The sequence below is a fragment of the Flavobacterium sp. XN-5 genome (genome assembly GCF_008033395.2).
GTDB classification, from domain to species: Bacteria; Bacteroidota; Bacteroidia; order Flavobacteriales; family Flavobacteriaceae; genus Flavobacterium; species Flavobacterium hiemivividum.
Map to the genome: position 1 here is coordinate 181,204 of NZ_VOGZ02000004.1, position 18,618 is coordinate 199,821.

16 protein-coding genes are annotated in these 18,618 nt (G+C 33.9%); 7 read left to right on the forward strand and 9 right to left on the reverse strand.

Going from position 1 to position 18,618, the window contains the following annotated elements:
- The first annotated feature begins 2 nt into the window (after positions 1-2).
- The gene (locus FQU23_RS09360; protein ID WP_086452579.1) at positions 3-281 is read left to right on the forward strand and encodes a DUF6520 family protein; all 279 of its coding nucleotides are present in this window, start codon (positions 3-5) and stop codon (positions 279-281) included.
- 43 nt (positions 282-324) lie between these two features.
- Here the strand turns inward: FQU23_RS09360 and FQU23_RS09365 are convergent, their stop codons facing one another.
- The 3 genes from FQU23_RS09365 to FQU23_RS09375 form a co-directional block, all read right to left on the reverse strand.
- Positions 325-2,847 carry a S9 family peptidase gene (locus FQU23_RS09365; RefSeq protein ID WP_165425750.1) on the reverse strand — a complete coding sequence of 841 codons (2,523 nt, stop codon included), beginning with the start codon at positions 2,845-2,847 and terminating at the stop codon, positions 325-327.
- A 64-nt stretch (positions 2,848-2,911) separates the two neighbouring features.
- The gene (locus FQU23_RS09370; RefSeq protein ID WP_086452577.1) at positions 2,912-4,321 is read right to left on the reverse strand and encodes a RagB/SusD family nutrient uptake outer membrane protein; all 1,410 of its coding nucleotides are present in this window, start codon (positions 4,319-4,321) and stop codon (positions 2,912-2,914) included.
- A 19-nt stretch (positions 4,322-4,340) separates the two neighbouring features.
- On the reverse strand, positions 4,341-7,334 hold the full coding sequence (locus FQU23_RS09375; RefSeq protein WP_147673600.1) for a SusC/RagA family TonB-linked outer membrane protein: 2,994 nt from the start codon (positions 7,332-7,334) through the stop codon (positions 4,341-4,343).
- Positions 7,335-8,193: 859 nt separating this feature from the next.
- Here FQU23_RS09375 and FQU23_RS09380 point away from each other — a divergent pair.
- Positions 8,194-8,520 (forward strand): helix-turn-helix domain-containing protein, encoded by a 327-nt coding sequence (locus tag FQU23_RS09380; protein ID WP_147673601.1) that lies wholly within the window; start codon positions 8,194-8,196, stop codon positions 8,518-8,520.
- A 1,170-nt stretch (positions 8,521-9,690) separates the two neighbouring features.
- On the opposite strand, the gene FQU23_RS09385 is transcribed toward FQU23_RS09380, so the two are convergent.
- The 6 genes from FQU23_RS09385 to FQU23_RS09410 form a co-directional block, all read right to left on the reverse strand.
- Complete coding sequence (locus FQU23_RS09385; RefSeq protein WP_147673602.1) at positions 9,691-11,661, reverse strand: protein-disulfide reductase DsbD family protein; 1,971 nt, start codon at positions 11,659-11,661, stop codon at positions 9,691-9,693.
- Between the two features lie 155 nt (positions 11,662-11,816).
- Complete coding sequence (locus FQU23_RS09390; protein ID WP_113634451.1) at positions 11,817-12,623, reverse strand: hypothetical protein; 807 nt, start codon at positions 12,621-12,623, stop codon at positions 11,817-11,819.
- Positions 12,624-12,625: 2 nt separating this feature from the next.
- On the reverse strand, positions 12,626-13,153 hold the full coding sequence (locus FQU23_RS09395) for a heavy-metal-associated domain-containing protein (protein ID WP_225876014.1): 528 nt from the start codon (positions 13,151-13,153) through the stop codon (positions 12,626-12,628).
- Between the two features lies 1 nt (position 13,154).
- Positions 13,155-13,643, reverse strand: coding sequence for a TlpA family protein disulfide reductase (locus FQU23_RS09400; RefSeq protein WP_113634453.1), 489 nt, complete (start codon positions 13,641-13,643; stop codon positions 13,155-13,157).
- Positions 13,644-13,671: 28 nt separating this feature from the next.
- Entirely contained in the window at positions 13,672-14,034 is a 363-nt protein-coding gene (locus tag FQU23_RS09405) for a heavy-metal-associated domain-containing protein (RefSeq protein ID WP_086452991.1), read from the reverse strand.
- 155 nt (positions 14,035-14,189) lie between these two features.
- Positions 14,190-14,546, reverse strand: coding sequence for a hypothetical protein (locus FQU23_RS09410; protein ID WP_086452990.1), 357 nt, complete (start codon positions 14,544-14,546; stop codon positions 14,190-14,192).
- Between the two features lie 715 nt (positions 14,547-15,261).
- On the opposite strand from FQU23_RS09410, the gene FQU23_RS09415 reads away from it, so the two are divergent.
- From FQU23_RS09415 to FQU23_RS16310, 5 genes are all read left to right on the forward strand, one after another.
- Entirely contained in the window at positions 15,262-15,630 is a 369-nt protein-coding gene (locus FQU23_RS09415) for a hypothetical protein (protein WP_086452989.1), read from the forward strand.
- Positions 15,631-15,762: 132 nt separating this feature from the next.
- Positions 15,763-15,933, forward strand: a complete 171-nt coding sequence (locus FQU23_RS09420) for a heavy metal-binding domain-containing protein (RefSeq protein WP_165425751.1) — start codon at positions 15,763-15,765, stop codon at positions 15,931-15,933.
- A 190-nt stretch (positions 15,934-16,123) separates the two neighbouring features.
- A complete protein-coding gene (locus FQU23_RS09425; RefSeq protein ID WP_147673603.1) occupies positions 16,124-16,858 on the forward strand; it encodes a DUF3347 domain-containing protein in 735 nt (244 codons plus the stop codon).
- 1 nt (position 16,859) lies between these two features.
- Positions 16,860-17,330, forward strand: a complete 471-nt coding sequence (locus FQU23_RS09430) for a heme-binding domain-containing protein (RefSeq protein ID WP_147673604.1) — start codon at positions 16,860-16,862, stop codon at positions 17,328-17,330.
- Between the two features lie 5 nt (positions 17,331-17,335).
- Positions 17,336-18,616 carry an efflux RND transporter permease subunit gene (locus tag FQU23_RS16310; RefSeq protein WP_086452984.1) on the forward strand — a complete coding sequence of 427 codons (1,281 nt, stop codon included), beginning with the start codon at positions 17,336-17,338 and terminating at the stop codon, positions 18,614-18,616.
- Positions 18,617-18,618: the final 2 nt, after the last annotated feature.

The window sequence follows — 18,618 nt, forward strand, 5'->3', positions numbered from 1 at the left end:
TTATGAAAACAGATTTTTTAAAATTGATGGTGCTTCCAATGGTAGCATTCTCATTGGCTAGTGCTGCTGCTGTAACCACTAGTACGGCTAAAGAAAGCCAAACGGCTACTGCAATTATTAATGGTTATATCCATTCACCACTCCCTTCCAGTTGTAAACTGGTAAACGTAGATTGCGATGTTACTGGAAATGCTTTTTGTATGAGTGGTTCTTCACAAGTATTCGATAAAGATAGTGAAACGACCTGTTCTACGCCGCTTTTTAGAACTGTTAATCCGTAGATTAACGAATAAGTGCAGTTTTTTCAAACTGCACTTATTTATTTTATTCCTTTAAATATCGGTCAAACCAATCGGTAATTCGTTTTGTAAGGTCCATTTTATTCTCCTTGATTACAATTACATGCTGGTCTTTTGGATATACCAATAAAACATTCTTCTTCTTGGCTCTTCTCAATGCATTATAAAAAAGTAAACTCTGTTCGTAGGGTAAATTAGTCTCCATTTTACCCACCCAAGACAGTAATGGTGTAGTAATATTATCTGCATAAAGTATTGGTGAATTTTTTAGGTACAACTCTTTGTCTTCAAAAATAGATTTTCCTATTCTCCATTGTTGCGATTCACTTCGCCATAATTCTGGGATATTGAGACTTTTTGAGTTACTAAAATACCAACTTACCATATCAGAAATTGCTGCACCCGATACTGCCGCTGCAAAAATATTCGATTTTGTAATAATGTAATTTGTTTCATAACCTCCGAAAGAATGCCCTATTAAGCCAATATGCTTTAAGTCAATCATTCCTGTTTTTACAACGGCATTGTTTGCAGCAACAACACAATCCAGTGCACTATTTCCGGTTTCTCCTTCATAATATTTCACATCTGGTAATAATACAAAATAATTTTGTTGCACAAAATGCTTTACATTAAAACCGGTATCGTTGTATAAAGTCGGAATGCTATATTCGTGCAATGAGTTTGTAATTTGCGAATACACATTGGTTATCATCGGATATTTTTTGCCTACTTCATAATTTACCGGATAATATAATAATCCTTGCAGTTTGTCTCCTTTTGAATTCGAAAATGAAATTAGTTCTACCTTTCCTTGATTAAAGTTTTTATCATGATTATTGCTTTCAAACAGAACCTTATTTACACCGTTTTTAAAAGATACAATTCTGGGAGACTCATTATGTGATTGTTCTCGATAGACATAGACTTCATTATTGGCTCTACGCAGTTCATCTGATTTTGTAGCATTATTTGCTACTGGAATTAAAGTGTTGGATGTAGAAACTAATTTAAATTGTTGTGACTTGGTGGCCGCATTTCTTGATGAAACGATTAAATTATTAGCTGAATTAATTTCAGTAAGAGCCCAACCATTGTAATTGTCATTTCCTATTTGCTTGATATTTGAACCATCTACAGTGAAGTAGGTACCGCTTTCTCGTCCATTAGTAATGCGTTTTAGTTTATTTGTTTTGATGTTAAATTGATAGACGTCGAATTCGTCTTGTAGCAAAAGGTATTCTCCATTATCACTCCATCCTTTCATTCCAAAAACATGTGGTCTTGTTATGTACTTTAAATCATTTGAAACCCATTCGGAACCTGCAGGTGGAACAATTGACACCGTAGATTGTGTTTTTATATTGTACAGCCACCAATTTTTATCTTTAAAATAGCATATGTATGCTCCATTTGGAGAAAAAGACAATAAGTAATTTTCACCAGGTTGCTTTTCTAAAAATAACTTTTTGGTGCCATCAGCCAGATTGTACAAGAAATAGTCAACCTCTCCATAGCGCTTAAAATGAGGTGCATATGCAGTTGGATTGTAAAGTATTGCAACTGATTTACTGCCGTTAAGCTGTACAAAAGGAAGTTCTTTATTTGTAATCGTATTCCACCGCTTTTCTTCAATAAACCAAACCGATAAAGTGGCGTACCCCTCAAGATTTTCTCTGCTTGCTTTTGGATAAATCCATAAATCTTCTGTATCCCAAACCTCGACATCGTCTTTTTTTGGTGTTGCCTCTTCTTTGACTTTCGCGATTCCAAAAAACACTCTTTTACCATCACTTGAAATTTTGAAAGATTTTGTGGTAACAATTTCATGCTTTTCTGGAAAATTTAAGAATGATTTTGGTTCAAAGGTTTGAATACTTTTATCTTGGGTTTTGTAGAAATTCAGTTTTGTGTATTTCCCGTTGATGCCCTCTTCCAGCCAAAAAACACCTTTGCCATATTCTGCTAATGTTAGACCAGATAATTTGTTTTGCGTTGTGTAATATTCTGTTTTTTGGTTTGTCCCAAGATTTATTGTTCCGAAACTACTTTTCCCTTCATGGCTAGTGAGATAAAACAGGATATTATTAGGCTGGTCCAATTGGTATTCCGTTACATTTGGAAGTTGAATGATTTCTTCATTTTTGATATTCCTTAGTATTAATTCCCCATCATTGGAATAGCTCACAATAATTTTTCCGCTGTTGGCAAATTCAAAAGCAGCACTATTCGATATAACAGTACTTTCACTATTTTCTAAATTGGTTACTATTACTTTATCTCCTTGAAAGGCACCAAATGCAATTTCACCGCCAAATTTGCCCTGTGTTCCTAGTGGAAAACTAAATCCAATATTTTTCTGCGTATGTTTTACAAATAATGTATCTGAACCATTGCTGTACTGCATATCAAATGATATCCAGTTTCCCTTTTGGGAAATAGCTCTGTTTTCTAATTTGCCCCACCTTTCATACTCTGATTCAGCAATATTCCTTTTGGAATTATCCTGCCCGTAAATAGAGCAGGATATTACTATCCAAAATTTCAAAATTGTTTTTTTACAAGAATAACCTAAATTGTGATTACTATGGTTTTTTAATAGCTTCATAACTTTAATAACCTGTATTTTGTGGTTGTAAATTTGGATTTGCATTCAATTCTAGCTCTGGAATAGGCCACAAAACATCTGAACTGTTCCAGCCTGGTTTTGAAACAGATAGTATTCCATCGGCTGTTCCACTGCGCTTTAAATCAAAAAAGCGATGGCCGTGTTCAGTAAAAAACTCAAATCTTCGTTGTTTTTGAATTTCAGTTAAAATTTCAGTTGCAATAGTTGAGGTAATTATTGGTAAGCCTGCGGTTGTTCTTATCTTATTTAAATCTTCTTTTGCACCCGCTAAATCGCCTAGTTTTGCTCTTGCCTCGGCTCTAATTAAATATTGTTCTGCTAAACGCAACACAATAGAATATTCCTGCGAACTTGTTGTTGCGGTACGTAGTTTGTATTTATTGGGATGATTCCAAGTATTTAGTCCGGTGGTAACTGACTTTGTCCAATTCACTTTGCGTTGGTCGCCTGTTTCAAATGCATTCATAAAATCGGCACGAAGCGCACAAACTGGTGGAGGTCCAGATACGAAAATAAAAGTTGTACCTTCATTACTATTTCGTACCGCTGTTGCTGATGCTAATTGCCAAATAGTAGTTTTACTATTTCTTAGAAAAATTTTGTTTAAATCCGTTTCCCAAGCATAAAGCGGACTATTAATAACAGTAGTTGCTTCATTTGCTGCTTCTGTATTTTTATTCATGTATAAATATACTCTGGCCAACATAGCTTTGGCCACCATTTTATTGGGTTTGGCACGATCCGAAGAACTATAGTTTTCAGGCAATCTAGTACTGGCACTTTCCAAATCCTTCGCGATTTCTGTATATACTTCATCAGCAGAACTGCGAGTAACTTTTCTATTAATTTCATAATTGGTTCCTGTAATATAGGGGATGCTACCATAAATTTGCAACAGATAAAAATGCACTAGAGCACGAACGAATAGTGCTTCGCCCGACACTCTGTTTTTAACCGCAATAGGTAACCTAGTCGAATTTTCAACACCGTGAATAACCGAATTTGCGTTATATATTTGACTATAGCTTGAAGTCCAAAGTGATGCCACTGTAGCATTGTCAGCCGTAAGCGCATTGTTGTAAATAGGTAGGGCAATTGTAGAGTTGGTATAATCTTGTAATTCATCAGCGTACAATCCCATTCTAACAGATGCACCAGTAGGTAATCCAGATAGGATGCCGCCGTCACGAAGTTGTGCATAGATTTGTGCCATTGCTGCATTTGCTGTCAATTCACTTTCAAAAACTGTAGTTCCTGTAAGCTGAGAATTAGGTAATGGAACCTCGACAAAATCGCTACAAGAACTTGAAGACAGTATCAGTGCCAAAACCAAAAGAATGCGATACACCTGAAATGGCTTTGTTTGTACCGTTATAAATTGTAAATTTTTCATATTACTATTTTTTTGAGGATTAAAAGTTTAAAGTCATTCCACCACTGATCACTTTTAGCGGAGGGAGGAATCCTGAGAACTTAAACTCGGGATCACCTGCTTTGTAAGATGTAAATGTCAGTAGGTTTTGACCTTGAATAAAAAGTTTGCATTTTACATTAGTGGTCGCTTGTAACGGAATATCATAGGAAAGTGAAATATTTTTTAGTCTGATAAAAGAGCCGTCTGTAATTACAGCATCGCTTTCTATGTACCTATAATAGGTGCTTACCGCTGCACCATTTAGTCCTGTAGTGTGCAGTTGCGAACTGCTTTGATCTCCAATTTGCTGCCAAGCATCACCACTATTGTTACTTTGGTTTACTTGACCACCGCCCGGAACATTTGATATGTAATCGTAATTGTCTCTTTTTACGAACTGCAATAAAAAATCCAATTGCCAATTTTTATAGTCCAATTGGTTTTGGATGCCTCCAAAATATTTAGGAGATAAGTCCTTGATAATTTGCTTGTCTCCTGCTGTTATGCTTCCATCCCCATTTAAATCTTCAAAATCGTATAATCCTGTTTGTGGATTAACACCTTTGCTTTGGTATAATTTTACAATATCAATTGATTGTCCAATCACATACCGATTTGCAAAAGTGGAACCTGAAAGATTCGGGAAAGAAAGTAGTTTATTTTTTGCAACGGCCACATTGAAGTTCGTTGACCATTTAAAAGAGTTTGAATCAATATTTAGGGTTCTTACGGAAAATTCAAAACCTGAATTTTCAACGGTAGCATCAAGATTCGCATTCAATGACAAGAAACCTGTTGTAGCTGGCATAGGAATACCCACCAATTGATCCGACGAGCGATTCCTATACAACGCTAGCGTGCTAAAAATTCTGTCTTTAAAAAAACCAGTTTCTAAAGCTAATTCTAGTTTACGATTGGTTTCCCATCCAAAATCGGCATTGTATAGTCGTGTAGGTTGTAACCCAATTATGCCTTGATAATTTGCACCTGTTGTACCGTAGGTATCATAAAACTGATAATCTCCAATTTGATCATTGCCCGTAGTTCCATAACTAAATCGGAGTTTTCCAAAACTCATTTTACTGTTTTCTGGATTGAATTTTTCTTTGCTAAAAATCCATGCAGCACCAATAGCACCAAAATTAGCATATTGTTTGCCTGGCCCAAATCGGCTGGAGCCATCCCGACGACCTGTAAAGTTTAAAAAGTATTTATCGTTGTAACTGTAATTGATGCGACCAAAAAAAGCTTGGTAACGGTATAAAAAGGTATCGCTATTGGTTGTGTTTTTTGTAATTGCAGAAGCTAAGTTGTTAATCAGATTGTTGTTTGCAAAACCAATACCCGATTGAAATAGGCGTTCTGTGCGTTGCTGTTGGCTTGTCATCCCCAGTAGTACATCAAATTTGTGGTTTCCAAAAGTTTTGAAACCTCTTAGTTGTGGCTCAATAATCCATGATTGTCTGCTTGTAAGGTTTAAGTACATTAAGGAATTATCACTCCCAACTTCGTAAACGGGATTGTAAATGGTGGATGGTATCGTTCTAACTTCCTTGGTTTTTAGATCGGTAAAACCAAAGTTTGATTTTATTTCTAAACCTGGAAGTAGTTCATAAGTCAACACGCTGTTGGTTACTAAGTCATTGGTGTTCGCACGGTAGGTGCTTTTTAGAGGTGCCAAAGGGTTTTCGAAGGTATCATTTTCCCAGTTTAAATTACCATTTGAATCGTAAAGTGCGGGAGCGTTTGGTGCCAAATAACGCGCTGTTAACGTCAAATCTGTCGCTGCTTGTAGATTATCTTGTGCCGTGTAATTTCCCGAAAAAGAGATTTTGAATTTCTTATCTAAAGAAGTGTGGTTTATTGAGCTAAGAATCCCTCCTTTAATATACCTGAAATCTCCCGGAAGGACTGTTCCCTCGGTTCTGTAGTTCCCACTAATCAAGAATTGTGTTGTTTCACTACCACCAGAGATACTGGTTCTAAAGTCATTGATTGTTGCTGTACCACCTAATAATTCCTTTTGCCAATTGGTATATCGAGTTTGATCCCAAGTTCCATTTACATCATAATCAGTATCCGAGATTGGAATTCCATCATTGATAAATGCTTGTTTACGCATCGACAGATACTGCTGCGTATTCATCAGATCTACAAATTTAGTCGCTGTACCAACGGCTGTTGAGGCCGTTACTGAAATGTTAGTTTTGCCTGATTTTCCTTTTTTTCGAGTAATTAATACCACACCATTTGCTCCCCTTGAGCCGTAAATTGCAGTCGCATCGGCATCTTTTAATACTTCGATACTTTCTATATCATTGGGATTAATACTGTTGAGCGGGCTGGCTTGGCTTGGTAATGCCGTTGAAGTATTCGTACTTCCTATGGACTCGTTTGAATAGGGAACTCCGTCAATAATGTATAATGGCTCATTCCCATCAAGACGAATGCTGTTGCGACCCCTAATTTTAATTTGGAAACCACCGCCGGGAGTTCCCCCATCTTGAATGATATTGACACCTGCCATTCTTCCTTGCATTGCAGCTAGTACATTTGTGACAGGTTGCTTGTCGATGTCTTTTGCAGTCATTCTTGCAATACTACCGGTTTGCTCTTTTTCTTTTATAGAATAATATCCGGCATTGATTACGATTTCTTTTAAAGTAGTTGCATCTTCAGTCAATTTTACATTGATAGTTGCTTGATTTGCAACTACAATTTGAATCGTTTTATAGCCTAGATAGGAAAAAACCAAAACATCATTCTCCGCTGCTAGTATGGTGTAATTTCCATTTTCATCAGAAAATGCTGTTGTTGGCTTATTATTAACCTTTATGGTTACACCAGGAACTGTGCTGGTATCATCGGTAATTTTACCTTTGATAGATCGTGTTTGCGCATTTAATCCTGTTATGAAGCACAGGAAAAGGATGCAGTACAGTTTGGACAGTTGTGTTGTTGTCCAAAACTTCAAAAATGATTTTTTTTTCATACTTTTGAATTGGTTTAGTTAGACTTCGGTTTAGTTTGCTTTGGTCCTCTATTCGTCCGCCAAGAAGAGTTAGAGGGCCTTTTTTTTGTGATTAGCCTCGAAAGCGCTAAGGCATAGATTTTTATTTTTTAAGTCATAGGCGTTATCAGTATTTTATTAGGTGTTGTCACATCTGAGCAAGCTGTGTGATGTGAAAATAAATAGTTATTTTTCTTAGTTATTGCTATTTATATAAAAGCATCGGAACCATAAAGCCAACAAATTATCAGTGTAATTAAAGCTAGAATTAAAGTAACTTTTATAGTTTTATAGTATTTCATGTTTTCGTTGTTTGTTTCCTGTTTTTCAATTTATTATTTCGATTTGCGCTATTGCTGTTACCACAGATCTTGAGAGCACTCTTTTTTTGGGTGCAAAGGCTTTTGAATTTATATTGTTGTTTTTTTAGGAAAGTACACTGCCGTTGCCAGTTGCAGCCCAACGCAGGCAGTGCGTTTCCAAACTAACTAATTCAATTAATTGATTGATTTACGATACTGTAAAAAAGAAGATTTGCTAAGAATAAAAGGGAGTAACTTTTGCGCATAAAAAATGGCATGGAACTCAGCTTATTGCATCAGAGGCATTGGCATACCTTAACCACAAATAAGTGAGCCCACGCCATGGGACGTGAGCATCTTACTTATCATCTCGTGGTTATAAAACGCCAATTTTCTGATACGAGATTCTAAGCGAATGCTTCAAATATTTTATATGAAGAATCGCAAATATATAAATTATGTTACAAATATAACAAAGTTATTCAAAACTAGCACTATCGTGCCAATGAAATTCATGAAAAATATTTTCTTTTGCTGTGATGGTTAATAATAAAAGCAATAGCAACAAAAGTAGTGAAGCAAAAATATTTTTGCTCGATAGATTTGTTTGTAACTACATTAAAAAAGAATGGATTTCAGGTGAAAAATCAAATCTATCTCAAAGTCAAGAACTCGGAATACATCCTCATGTTCTAACTAAGATTAAAAATGATGATGGCTACCGAATACCTTTATCAACACTGGCAATTATCTGCTTTTACAAAAAAATTGAATTATCCGAATTTTTCAAATTGATTGAAAAAAAATATGGTTCTAAGATTAATGATGATTTTGTTTTGAAAACGAACACAAAAAAAGATGCTTAAGCATCTTTTTTTGTGTTATGGCGGTATGAAAAACTTATCAATTAGGGATTAAAACTTGCCAAAAACGGAGGAATTAATTTGATGCTAAAAGTGTAACTCTCTAAACATATTGTAAGCTTTAAAAATATTAATTTGCAAAACTTCCTAAAGAAGGTAAATATACTACAAATTACAAAAAGTTATTAGATTTCAGCTTATAAATGAAATGTGAATTTTTATGAATATGAGCAAGAATGGTAAAACAGCAAAATATCCTTAACTCAACTCAGTCTAACGGTTAAAAAATATTTTGAATAAATCGATTTTATTTCTTCTCGTGAATGGAATTCTCTCTCCTCTACCTCCTTTACTGTGCAGTTAAAATTAAACTTTTTTGGAATAATTAGATTAATAATGGTGTAAGAATAGCTCATAAGCAGAAATAATTATCAATTTGAATTACTATATTTTTATGAGTTTTAGAAATAACATTCCTATTTTACAACCGTAAAAAAATAATTGCAATATCCTTCCTATTTATATTTCTGTATGTCAACACAGAAAAAGGACAATTATTAAAATTACCCAACTTAATAGAACATTTCACAGAACAGACCACGAAGTGAAAAAACTGATACTGTCTGCGCTAGTTCCTAATAAACAGGTAATAAAAACCATACAAGAGGGGACATTAACTTTCCACTTGTTTTACAAATATGGCAGATAGTGCTTTTGGATATGCTATGAGTGATCCCACACAACTTATGAATACCATAAAGGAACAGCGTTCGGCGCGTACAATGCAGTCACTGGGTATTTCCAAAATATCCGAAATTAACAAAAGATGATGAAGCTAAACTATCAATTATTTTTCTAATACTTTCCTGTATGCCTTGTGCAGATGCGGAACCAATTGTATCGTACAATAAGGTCACAATCAACAATCAATCAAATCCATTTTATTACTAATTTTCGTGGTCTATAGGAAGTTCGAACCATTACCCAATAAAATTAAAGTATTTTAAAAGTTATTTTTTTTAACCCTAAAAATATTGCATTATAAAAAGAGGCTGTCTCACAATTAGTGAAACAACCTCTTTTTCTGTTTTTAGTTCAGACTCCTTATCGGAGACTATGTCTCGAATATTCAATTCTAAAGGACTTATTTTAGTTTTGAGACAGCTTTTTTTTTTATTTTTTAAATTGCTCAATACCTAATTTCAGCCATTGTTCATATTCAGCAATGTCTGGCAAATATCCAGCTGGTTGGTTTAAACTTTTCTCTTTTGTATCCAATATGATATAATACGGCTGAGCGTTTGCTTTATAACGAGTGATTTGGAAATCACTCCATTTATTACCTATTGATTTTATCTTTTTACCAGTTTCTTTTGAAATATACTGTTCATTGATTGGTAATTCTCTTTTATCATCAACATATAGTGAGATCAGAACAACTTTATTATTCAAGATTTGTAAAATGCGAGGATCTGACCATACATAATCTTCCATTTTTCTACAATTCACACAAGCAAATCCTGTAAAATCCAAAAGGATTGGCTTATTTACTGTTTTAGCATAAGCTAATCCTTTTTCATAGTCTGTAAAGGCAACAATGTCGTGTGGACCTTTATGTGCGCCGTCTGGTAATGCTATTGCTGATGTAGATTCTCTGTTGGAACCTCCTACACCATATGGAGATTCGCTATAGGTCATAGGTGGAGGGAAACCACTAATAAGTTTTAAAGGTGCGCCCCATAAACCAGGAATAAGATAAATTGTAAATACCAATACCACCAACCCGATAGATAATCGTCCTACCGAAATAGAAGATGAAGGAGAATCATGTGGCAAAGTTATCTTTCCGAATAAGTAGAATGCCAAAGTACCGAATATCGCTATCCAAATGGCTAAAAATATTTCTCTTTCAAACCAGTGCAATTGCAATACTAAATCGGCATTAGACAAGAATTTAAATGCTAAAGCTAATTCTATAAAACCTAAAAATACTTTTACTGTATTTAACCATCCGCCAGATTTTGGTAATGTATTTAACCAACCTGGGAACATGGCAAATAACATAAAGGGTAATGCTAAAGCAAAAGAAAAACCTAACATTCCTACAATTGGTGCGATACCTCCTTTGGAAGCTGCTTCAACCAGTAAAGTTCCTATAATTGGTCCGGTACAAGAAAAGGAAACGATTGCAAGAGCCAATGCCATGAATACGATTCCTAATATTCCACCTTTATCCGCTTGACGGTCTACCTTATTTGCCCAAGAATTAGGTAACATGATTTCGAAAGCACCTAAAAATGATAACGAAAATACAACTAATAATACAAAGAAAATAACATTAAACCATACATTGGTAGATAATGCATTTAGTGCATCGGCACCAAAAATTAAGGTAATTACTGTTCCCAAAAATACATAAATCAAGATAATCGAAATACCATAAATAATCGCATTTTTGATCCCTTTGGCTTTGGTTTTACTTTGTTTTGTAAAGAAACTTACCGTCATGGGAATCATAGGAAATACGCAAGGAGTAAGCAAGGCTGCAAAACCAGATAAGAAAGCGATAAAGAAAATCATATATAAACTCGAATCAGATTCTTTCGATTCTGGTTGTTTTTCTATTGTGGAATTCGCATCAGTTTTAGTAGTTTTCTCATTTACAATATCCGCAGCTTGGATTTCTTTTGCTTCAAGCGTTTTAAGATTAAACTCAAAGTATTTTGTTTCGCTAATACAGTTTTCCTTGCAAACTTGGTAAGAAAGCTCCACTTGTATAATTTCCTTTTCTGGATTAATCTGTTTGATTAATTGGGTAAAAGTAACTTTATCGGAAAAGAAGATTTCATCGACACCAAAGATTTCATTAAACTCTCGTTTGGTTTCACTTTCGGTTGCTTTTCCAATAAATTCATAATTGCTTTTGTTATCATGAAAAATGAATTCGGCAGGAAGAGGACCATCTTCAGGTGTAAATTGAGAATATACGTGCCAACCTGCTTCGATATTACCATTAAAAGTAAGTACATATTCTGAGGTGGATTTCTTCTCGATTCTAGGTTCCCATTTCACAGGATTTATAATCTGTGCCTGGACTTTGACAAAAACAAAGCCCAAGAGTAATAAATAAAAGATTTTCTTCATTTTATAAGTTTAATCAGAACGATTTGTTCTGGTGATAATTTGATTTTACACGTGTCATTTCCCGATAAGCCATAGGAAGTGTTTCGATGGTCTTTTGCCATCGAAACACTTATTTTATGAACTTTAGATTTAAATTAAAATCTTGGCGAAGTAATTTATTTGGTCACATTAAAAAAAGTATATTCCAGTTTTAAGAAAACACCATCAGATGTGGCACGTTGCATCGAGCTATACAATTCTTTTTTGTATGCAAGGTCAATTCTCGCCTGACTGTTAATGATAAACTGAATCGAAGGAACTACATCCAGATATGATTTTCCGTTTTCGGTTATCGTTTGTCCAGTAAATTCCAGCATCGCATTGATGTTGGTTTGTTTAAAACTTGTATAATTTTTTGGATACATTAATTTCCCTACTGAGAACGTATAATTTACTGCGCTGTTACCCAAAAAATCCGGAAAGCTATAATCACTGTTATTAAGTGCCCGCGCGTAACTTACAGAAGAACTTATGGCAACTTTATGGATTAACTGAGTAGCTACCAGACCAGCTTCGTAACCAGAGTTTCCTCCCATTAAGTCTATAGCTTCCTGATTAATAAAAGAGTTATTATAACTGTATCGTCCAAAGGCAGCCATCCTAAAATGACTTTGTAAATCATCTACAGAAAAGAAACGATATTTAGCATAAAAACCACCACCTTTAAGTCCCAATCCATTTTCTTGGTTACTAAGAAAAGCTGAGGTACGAACCATGATATTTTTATTTATTCCCCAAGTAACTTCGGGCGTTAAATTATACATAGACCCACTTTCCAGTTGATTTTTCATAAGAGATTGACCAACCCGAACCCCAATAGAACCCGCCGGAACATTACTAGCGGGTTCGGTTACTACAAATAATTCCTGTGCATCTATTTTGAATGAAACAAGTAATAAGAAAACAATTGATAGATATTTCATTTTTATAAGGCTTTTAAATAATAATCATTTTCATTTTCCGTGGCATAACCAGGATATTTTGAATATGATTTAATTAGTTTTTTATACTCTTTTTGGGTTACAAAACCTTTATCCAAAACTCTGAATTTTGCTTCTGTATCAGCTACTGCGTTTTTAGTATCTATAAAAGTATACGTAACATCATCGATTTTTACTGTTGCATTATCTTCAATTTTTGGAGTATCAAACTTTGCGGTCAAGACCATAGAACCTACAAAAAAACCAGCTTTCTCAACCGCATTTTTCAACACTTTAGGTTGTAATGTATTGTTTTTCTTAAAGTAAACAGTAAAGGTATTGGTGTTTAAATCGGTACCAATACTATCAACTTGAGTTAAGGATTTTAACTGTTTGTTTATAGCATTAGAACACATAGAGCAAGTTAATCCTGTTGCCATTATTTCGGCTTTAGTGATTTGAGAATATGATTTTACACCAGTTAATAATACTAAAAGTGTAGCGGCTACGAATTTTATATGTAATGTTTTCATTTTATTTTTTGTTTTTTTTGATTTGAGCAATTATTTGTGCTTCGGTTGGGTTTATGGCAATCAGTTTTCCTGATGCATCAAAAAGATAGGTTTCAGGCAGTGCTTCAACTCCAAAAGCCACAGCCGTTTTGGCATCAAAACCTTTCGGGTCGATTAATTGCTGGTGTTTCATTTTGTCTTTTTCAATGGCTTTTAACCATTTTGATTTATCGATATCAATTGAAATTCCAACAATTTCAAAATTCTGACCTTTGTATTGGTCATACATTTTTACCAATTTTTTGTTAGCCATTCGGCAAGGTGCGCACCATGATGCCCAAAAATCTACCAAAACTGTTTTTCCTTTAAAAGTATTTAGTTTAACTGTAGCGTTCTTATTGTTTTGAAGCTGAACATCTGGAAAAGAATCTCCTATTTTTATTTGTGCACTTGCTATAGAAACAGTTGCTATCAGGGAGAGTAATGTGATTATATTTTTTATTTTGAACATGAAATTTAATTTAAATGATTGATTATGATTACTCCGCTTTTTTAGGACTTGCTTCTCTATCATATTGGCAACATCCATGCAATTCATCGTAAACAGCATTTGGGGCACTAAATTTTTCATTGTCATATCCAGCATCTGCAACACGTTTTAGTATGGCATCAAGATTGGTTTTCTTAGTATCGTAGGTAACTGTAGCGGTTTTGGTGTTCGTGTCCCAATTTACTTTGGCAACTTTATCAATGTTTGCAGCCGTTTCAATAGTTTTTTTGCACATGCCACAATTACCATTGATTTTTACGGTTTCAGTTGTTTTGTTTTTTATTTGCGCGCTGGCGAAAGTGACTGATAGCAATAGAGTCATTGCCATCAATAATTTTTTTATTGAGTTCATTGTTTTTATAATTTTGAATGAATTAATCCTAGAGCATGACAGAAACCATAGTATTTAGAGCTATGAATAGCGTTGATTGGATTAATATTTAATGATTTTTTAAGCCATAAAACAGGCTTTGGATTAGACAGATTTGTAACTGTCAGGAAATGAATCTAGCTTATTTTAGGTGGAAGCCAGATAGAACGGAAATCTGAAGAAATAAAGATTTCTGAATAATAGTAATTTTGTTTCCTTTCTGAAAAACTAAAAAGAGAATTATTTTCTGTTTGGAAAGAAAGTATCGAGGAATAACCGCAGTAAGCAGTTGGGCAACCACAAGAATTACCTACACAGCTATTATCGCAATTGTGTTCTTTCTTATTAGAATCTTTTTTCTTGCAACAGTCTTTTACTGTAAATTCTTTTTTACAACATGGCATTTCTTTTTTTGTCCCATGCGCATAAGTAAGCGTTGGTCCCAAAAGAAAACCAAGCATAACGAGTAGCAATATGTAGAACTTTTTTGTCATACTGGGCACAAATCTACAATTTTATTAGCTGACTCGAATGTTAATTTTTTTGTAAATGTTCTATTATAATTGATTCTTCAATTATGTTTAGTGACACCCCGCTGAAATAAAAACAGTTTAATTAATTGATAATCAGTATTTTTGTTTTTAGGACTAAAAGATCGTTTTTAATTTACTGAACACTTGTAACATGTAGATTAGTAATTTTTACAAATTAAAAGAAATATAATTGTTGATTATGAAACCAGTTAATTGATAACGTATCCCAACTGAAGAACTGGAAATTCATCGCTTTTATTCCACAAACGGAAACAATTGATAAAATTATCGATGGATTTGAATAGTCATATATCTTCCATGAAATTACATTAAAAGCTAGTGAATTCAAATTTCTAACTTTAGATTATGATGAGAAAACTCAAAATTTCGATATAATAGTTTTCCTGAAAAACTACAATTTATATCAACTGGCTCAAATACCAGATAATAATGAGGAATTAATCCATTTATATGATTTAAATTTTTACATAGATGAAATTAACACTCATAACAAAGATTTAAGTAGTTTAGTCTTCATCTATTTGCTTCCCTAATAATACTTTTAATGAGAATATAAATCAAAACAAAATAGTAGTGATGAAATTTTTTTAACAAGTCTTTATTGAAAATTAAGATTATTTCTCTAACTTTGTTCAGTATTAGATTTTCTATACAAATGAAAAAGTTTCACATTTTATTAATCGTTGTACTTGGCTTCTTCTTGATGCCAATGGTAACTTTTGCGTGTGGAAACAATTCAGAAAAACAATCTTGCAAAAAAGAAATCTCTTCTAAAACAGATAAAAAAGATTGTTGCGAAGGTGATAATCATTCGAAGAATAAAAATCATAAAGGTTGTGGAGGAAAATGCAGCCATTCTAAATGTGGTTGTGCTTCTTCTTGCAACACATCTGTTTCTATTAATGAATTGAACTTTAATAAAAATATTTTTAATTTCTTTTCAGAAAAACAAAATTTTTACAATTACGAAACCTCCATTTCGTCTGGTTTCAATTCTTTATGGCTTATACCAAAAATAGGCTAAATTTTAAATTTGATAGCCATAATTGTGTCAAATCAAAAGCAATTATTGCTTTAAATCATTTACTTTCTCAGTTAATTTCATTTTCAAAAGGCTGGCTTTGTTGTGCTGTCATTTTGTTAATGTGGAACTGGAATGGTAAAAATTACCGAAAAGATAGATACTCACGCTACAAAAGGCAGTCAACCTAAAACTAAAATTGTAACAAAATATGTTTGTCCAATGGATGGCTCAACTTCTGACAAACCGGGGGAATGTCCTAAATGTGGAATGGAAATGACTAAAACGGAGGGTAAGAAAAAATAATCCAGTCGCATAAATTTTAAATTTCCTTTTAGTTTAATTCAATGCACATGATACCAATAATAAGGATGCAATGATTTTAATGACCCTATAAAACGAAAAAATTAATTTCTATATAAAAATGGGTTTTCAAAAAAATATTCATCAAAAAATGTTGCAAATACCAACAATATCAATTAAAAAAAATAATAAAATGAAAAATCTAATCCTTTCAGCCATAGCGATGGCATTTGTACTAGTTTCTTGTAATCAAAAAAATAAAGAAGCTGCAACAACTAATTCGGAAACAACAGAGAGTACCTCGCAATTATACGCGTGTCCTATGCACCCAGAGGTTACAGGAAAAAAAGGTGAAAAATGTTCAAAATGTGGAATGGAATTAACCGAACCAGTTGTACAAAATGAAGCAGCTCATGATCATACTGATGGTAGTCATAGTCATAATGATACAACAACAGTTGAAGTTAATACTGAAGCTACATCGGTTACCCAAACAACATTTTCAACAAGCGAAATAATCTCTGGCTATTTAAAACTCAAAAACGCACTCACAAAAGACGATACAAAAGGAGCAGCCAATGCGGGTAAAGCATTATATGCAACTTTCAATAAAGTCAATACCAATGCAATAGATCCAAAATTGAAAACAGAATATATTGATATTTCTGATGATGCCAAAGAACACGCAGAGCATATTGGAGATAATGGAGGAAAGATAGAACATCAAAGAGAACATTTTGTAATGTTAAGTAAGGATATGAATGACTTAATTCAATTATTTGGAACCAGTCAAAAACTATATCTGGATTTTTGCCCAATGGCAGATGACAACAAAGGTGCTGTTTGGATAAGTGAAAGCAAAGAAATAAAAAATCCTTACTACGGTTCGAAAATGCTTACTTGTGGTTCTATGAAAAAACAATTATAAAATGAAAAAAATCATCAAGAAAATACTCATAATCGGGTTTGTTATTTTTTTGTTGATGCAGTTATATCAACCTGCTCGTAATGAAAGTTATGAGCAGGAATTAACTGCAAATTTCACAAAAATGTACGATGTTCCTAAAAATGTTGAAACTATTTTACGGACATCTTGCTACGATTGTCACAGTAACAATACTAATTATCCATTATATTCTTACATTCAGCCAGCACGGTTTTTTATGGAAAGTCATATTAAAGAGGGTAAGAAGGATTTGAACTTTAATGAATTTGGAAAGTACTCCAAGCGAAAACAAGAAAACAAATTAGAAGCTATCATCAAACAAATAAAATCTGATGAAATGCCCTTAGCGTCCTACACGTTACTTCATAAAAATGCAATAGTAACACCTGCTCAAAAAGAGGAAGTAATCAATTGGATAAATAAAACAAAAGATAGTCTTTCATTAGAAAACTAAACATTATGGTAGAAAAATTAATAACATTCTCACTACGAAATCGAGCCGTTGTCTTGCTGGTTTCAGCTTGCTTATTTGCTTGGGGAGTTTACAGCGTCCAACAAAACCCCATTGACGCCATTCCTGATTTATCCGAAAATCAAGTTATTGTGTTTACGGAGTGGATGGGAAGAAGTCCACAGGTTATCGAAGCCCAAGTAACATATCCCTTGGTTTCCAACCTGCAAGGTATTCCTAAGGTTAAAAACATTCGAGGCGCATCTATGTTTGGGATGAGCTTTGTTTACATCATTTTTGAAGATGATGTCGATATTTATTGGGCAAGAACCCGTGTATTGGAAAGACTAAATTATGCCCAACGCTTGTTGCCTCAAAATGTAGTTCCAACACTTGGACCCGATGGCACAGGTGTGGGTCACGTTTTTTGGTATCATTTAGAGGCTAACGGTATGGACTTGGGAGAACAAAGAGCTTTACAAGATTGGTACGTGAAATTTGCATTACAAACTGTTCCCGGCGTGGCTGAAGTAGCATCATTTGGGGGTTTTGAAAAACAGTACCAATTAGTGTTAGATCCCTTGAAAATGCAGTACTACAATGTGAGTATGATGGAAGTGATGAATGCAGTCAAGGCTAATAATAACGATGTTGGTGGGCGAAAATTCGAAATGAGTGATATGTCATACATTATAAGAGGATTAGGATATATCAAAAACATAAAGGACGTGGAAGAGATTGCTATTAAAAATTATAATTCCGTTCCTGTAAAAGTTAAAGACATTGGTTCAATACAAATGGGTGGCGATTTGAGACTAGGTATTTTTGATGAAAATGGCACTGGTGAAGTTGTTGGCGGAATTGTGGTAATGCGTTATGGCGAAAATGCTGATAAGGTAATAACGGCAGTCAAGGAAAAAATGAAAGAAGTTGAAAAAGGATTGCCTGAAGGGGTTACTTTTAAAACCTCTTATGACCGAAGTGATTTAATAGAAAAAGCAATCGCATCAGTTAAAGGAACTTTAATCGAAATTATGATTACTGTTTCTCTTGTGGTTCTTCTTTTCCTTTTTCATTGGCGAAGTGCTTTAATTATACTCATTCAATTACCTATTTCTGTGTCTATTGGCTTTATTTTACTTGAAGCATTTGGCATTTCATCTAATATTATGTCATTAACGGGTATTGCTCTGGCAATTGGTGTTGTTGTTGATGATGGTATTGTAATGGTTGAGAATGCCTACAGGACAGTTTCGGAGAAACAAGAAGAAATGGACAATAATCAGTAATT